Raw genomic sequence first — 4,387 nt, forward strand, 5'->3', positions numbered from 1 at the left:
CGGGTGGCTATCTGGCTGTCGTACTCTTCGACGGGTCGACGGAACAAGCTGTCCAGGACGCGTTCGAGGTCAGCCGCGAAGCGCTGCAGGATTGTGCCGTGGTGACTGCGACCATTCAGGGCAACACCATCACGTCGACCACAGAGGAGCTCCCACTGGATCCCATCGGCGAGGAGTCTTTTGCGGTCCGGATGACGCAAGAGGTCGGGTCGGAGCAGGTCTTCCACACCCTCTCAGTCACCGCCCGCGGCAATGGAGTAGTGGCGAACGTGCAGGCGATGAGCCCCAGCGAGCTGGATGCCGCCGCACAGGATAAGTTGGCTGACCTCGCGGCGCAGCTGCTCGAGCCGGCCGTCCTCTAGGCGTCCCTAGCGCGGCGCCCTCGCCGAATGCGGTGCAATGGTGATCGAGGTGACCTCCCTCAGCGTCGGAGCACCGTGGTTTCCTTCGCTGACGACGCCGGTGTCCCACCGCAGCTTCAGCCCCTCCTCGGCTACCTCCAGGCTTGCGAGGTTGTTGTCGAACCACGGGCTCTTCAGGGTGGACCAGTGGAACGGAGGGCGCGGCACGAAGCGAGCCAGTACACCTCCGAGCGGGCCGGCCACCCGGGTGGACAGCAGTGCCGCCACCCAGCGCAATGCAGGCCGCAAGGGGTTGCGGATCGGAGAGCAGACGGCCTGCAGCACCCGCGACTGCATCGGGTGGTCCACTTCCTCGATGTAGGAGAAGTGAACGTCACCGGACAGGAATGTCACCGTCTCGGGGGCCGCGCCACGTCTGCCTTCGGCGACCTCCGTTGTCATCTCCGCGACAGCCCGGAAACTCTCGGGGAATGCCGCCCAGTGCTCAAGGTCGATTGATTGCCGGATCCATTCGCCGAGGGTGGCGAGACGTTCGCCCCACCGTCCGTCGGCCAGCACGGCGTTCCAGTCCTCGATGTGGTGAAGACCCCGCGGAAGCAGGAACGGCAGCGAGGTGGCCACGAGCAGGTGCCGCCGGTCGCCCTGCATCCGCTCATCAAGCCACTGCAATTCCTTGGGGTCGAGCATGGACCGTTTGCCCGGTTCAAGGACGCGTGCCGCGCGCGAGTCGAGGACGATCAGCCGCGTATCACCGAAGTCGCGGCAGAAACTCCAGCGATAGCGTTCCGGATCCCGATCCGCTTCCTCCACGACGGCCTCGACCATCGGCCCCAGCTCAAGTTCGCCCGGACCCTGATGCTGCTGGATGGTTTGCCATACCTCATCGGCAGCACGTTCATCCGGCGAGAGGTTGCCCAGGTGCTGGTAGACCCAGTAGGACGCCAGCCCGGAGACGATCCGGTCGCGCCACCACGGGAGGGTTGCGACCTTCTTCTTCCAAAGCAGCGACGAGTTCCAGTCGTCGCGGATGTCATGGTCATCGAAGATCATGGCGCTCGGAAGAGTTGAAAGCAGCCACCGGATCGCCGGGTTCGACCAGGCGAGCCGGTAGATCTGGGTGTACTCCTCATAGTTGCGAAGCTCGGCGTCGAGCTTGGTGTTGATGCCGCGGTCCTCACGGATGAGTTCGCGCATTTCATAGCTCGGGATGTCCGCATACACCTGGTCGCCCAGGAACGCGATGAGATCAGGCCGCACTTCTTCTTCCCGCACAGCAAGGTCCAGGGCGAAGGCGAGCAGGGAGTCCACCCCGTGGGTCTTGTGGGCAGCGAGGTCGTTCGCTTCGCTTGTCCGGCAGGAGCCATACGACAGGCGGAACGGACGCTCCGGGTCCAGGGTGCGGATCGTCGGCGGCGGAAAGGGCGATCCCTCCTCAGGCCAGACTCGATGCCCGTCGATCTCCACCGTATAGGGTGAGCTCGATCCCGGGTCCAGGCGGTCCACTTCGACCAGGGCGTAATGGTGCCCGTTCACGGCGAAGGTTCCCGCCTCCCACGAGTTCCCGGCAGCGTTGACTCGAACGCACGCAGTGGAGCGCGTTTCGACCCATACGCTCGCGGTTGTTTCGTCGACGTACCGGAGCATCGGGCCGAGTATCAAGGGAGAGTCCATTCCTCCTTTCTACCCGTGCGGACGCGCCTCCGCTATCGGCACCGTCGGCTCAGCCGACGTAGTCCTCCCACAGGCGGTCGACGTCGTCGTGCTCGGTTGCCGCTCCGCGCAGCAGGAGCCTTCCCGTCGATTCCAGGTGATGGCGCATGGCGTCGGCTGCGGCGGCGGGGTCGCCATGCTCGACGGCGGTGAGAATCGGCAGGTGCTCAGCGTAGACATCATCGAGGGAGCGCGCTGTGCGGATGGTGGACATGCCCACCAGGCGGGTAGCGTCACGCAGGTTGTCGATGATGCGGATGGCGTGGGTGTTGCCGGCGAGATTGAGCAGGACGGAGTGGAGCCGTTGGTCGTGGAGGAGGAAGTCGCCTTCGTTGCCGGTACGTACAGCCTGCTGCATGGACTCGCGTTCCGCTTCGAGGGCTGCGCGGTCGGCAGGGCCGGCACGCCGGGCGGCCCGCGCAGCGGCCGGCACTTCGAGTGCGAGCCGCACGGCCATGATCTCGGCGAGCTCACGTGCGCCGGGCAGCACCACCCGGAAGCCGCGGTTCTTCTCGATGCTCACCATTCCGGTCTCGGCCAGCCGCAGCAATGCCTCGCGCACCGGGCTGCGGGACACCCCAAGCCGGTCCGCCAACTGGTACACCGAGTACAGCTCACCGGGCACGAATGAACCATTCCGGATGCCGTCCCGGACCGCTTCAATGGTGCGCTCGGTGAGCGACGGCGGTCTCGGCGTCTGAACAGATGGCATGCGTCCAGAGTAGTCGCGTGAGAAAAGTACCCAGAGCAGCACGGCGTAGTAACATGTTACCCATGGCGACGACGCTCTCAGCTCCCCGGTCCCTGGTTTCGGAACTCCAATCGCGTGGAGTGGGCGATGCCCGGGCGGACGCGACGTCGCGCGCGGTCTACTCCAGCGATGCTTCGTTGTACCGGATCCAGCCGGCCGCAGTCGTTTTTCCGCGCCATCTCGACGAAGTGTTCTCCACACTCGAGGTGTGCCGCGAGCGGGGGATCCCGTTCACCTCACGTGGAGCCGGGACATCTCTCGCGGGAAACGCGATCGGCCGTGGCGTGGTCATCGACTTCAGCCGTCACCTTAACCGGGTCCTGAAGTTCGACGCCGAGAGCGGTACCGCGGTCGTGGAACCGGGTGCCATTCACGCCACACTGCAGAAAGTCGCGCTCGCCAACGGGCTGCGCTTCGGACCTGACCCGTCGACGCACACGCGCTGCACCGTAGGCGGGATGATCGGTAACAACGCGTGCGGATCACGCGCCCTCGCTTACGGCCGGACGGCCGACAACGTGACCCACCTCGACGTGCTGACGGGTTCCGGCACGCGGCTGAAGCTGGGAGCAGGGGAGACGCCGTCGTCGGCGGAGACCGATGCCCTCCGCTCACTGGTGAGCGCGAACCTCGGGACCATCCGCACCGAACTGGGGCGGTTTGGGCGTCAGGTGTCCGGGTATTCGCTCGAGCACCTCCTGCCGGAGCGGGGGTTTGACCTGCGGAGGATGCTCGTGGGCAGCGAGGGGACCCTCGCCGTCGTGCTCGAAGCCGGCGTGCGGCTGGTGAAGGACGCGCCCCATAAAACCATGGTGGTGCTGGGATTCCGGAACATCGGGGACGCCGGTGACGCCGTGACTGCGGTCCTTCCGTTCAAACCCACGGCGTGTGAGGGGCTCGATTCGCGCATCGTCGAGGTGGTGCGCACACGCAAGGGTCCGCGGGCGGTGCCTGAACTGCCCGGTGGGGCGGCCTGGCTGTTCGTCGAGATCTCGGGTGACGATGCCCTGGAGGTGGCGGACAGGGCGGCTGCGGTGAGCCGCATCGAAGCAGCCCGACACGCCCGCATCATCACCGACCCGCTTCAGGCCGCGGCGTTGTGGCGCATCCGCGAGGACGGCGGAGGACTTGCGGGCCGGTCACCTGCCGGAGCACCTGCGCACGCCGGGTGGGAGGACGCGGCTGTCCCGCCGGAACGGTTAGGCGACTACCTCCGTGAATTCGACGAACTCCTGCTCACGCATAACCTCACAGGCTTCCCCTTCGGTCACTTCGGCGACGGCTGCGTGCACGTGCGCCTGGACTTCCCCTTCCAGCGCGACGACGGCGCCGCCGCCTTCCGCGCTTTCCTCACCGATGCGGCCCGGCTGGTCGCATCCTATGGTGGGTCCCTCTCGGGCGAACACGGCGACGGACGGGCGCGCAGCGAACTCCTGCGGTACATGTATACGCCGGACGCGTTGTCGCTGTTCGGCAAGGTGAAAGGCATCTTCGACCCGGACAACATCCTCAACCCTGGTGTCCTGATCGATCCCGAGCCGCTGGACGCCAACCTCCGGGTCGC

The 4,387-nt window shown here is 66.2% G+C and carries 4 protein-coding genes; 2 read left to right on the plus strand and 2 right to left on the minus strand.

All coding sequences use genetic code 11. The annotated features are described in order from the left end of the window. Positions 1–362: hypothetical protein (locus tag RIF85_RS14740; protein WP_309072654.1), on the plus strand; the 362-nt coding region annotated here is incomplete at its 5' end. Positions 363–368: 6 nt separating this feature from the next. On the opposite strand, the gene RIF85_RS14745 is transcribed toward RIF85_RS14740, so the two are convergent. Next, positions 369–2,033 carry an alkaline phosphatase D family protein gene (locus RIF85_RS14745; protein ID WP_309072655.1) on the minus strand — a complete coding sequence of 555 codons (1,665 nt, stop codon included), beginning with the start codon at positions 2,031–2,033 and terminating at the stop codon, positions 369–371. A 49-nt stretch (positions 2,034–2,082) separates the two neighbouring features. Then, complete coding sequence (locus RIF85_RS14750; protein ID WP_309072656.1) at positions 2,083–2,784, minus strand: GntR family transcriptional regulator; 702 nt, start codon at positions 2,782–2,784, stop codon at positions 2,083–2,085. Between the two features lie 62 nt (positions 2,785–2,846). Here RIF85_RS14750 and RIF85_RS14755 point away from each other — a divergent pair. Then, positions 2,847–4,387, plus strand: a 1,541-nt coding sequence (locus tag RIF85_RS14755; RefSeq protein ID WP_309072657.1) for an FAD-binding oxidoreductase, incomplete at its 3' end; no start/stop codon positions are given.

Origin of the sequence: Arthrobacter sp. (assembly GCF_031179385.1) — a bacterium.
GTDB lineage: Bacteria > Actinomycetota > Actinomycetes > Actinomycetales > Micrococcaceae > Arthrobacter_D.

Coding starts and splice junctions, on each gene's coding strand:
- RIF85_RS14745 (WP_309072655.1), bottom strand. CDS start 2,033: ATGGACTCTCCCTTGATACTCGGCCCGATGCTCCGGTACGTCGACGAA.
- RIF85_RS14750 (WP_309072656.1), bottom strand. CDS start 2,784: ATGCCATCTGTTCAGACGCCGAGACCGCCGTCGCTCACCGAGCGCACC.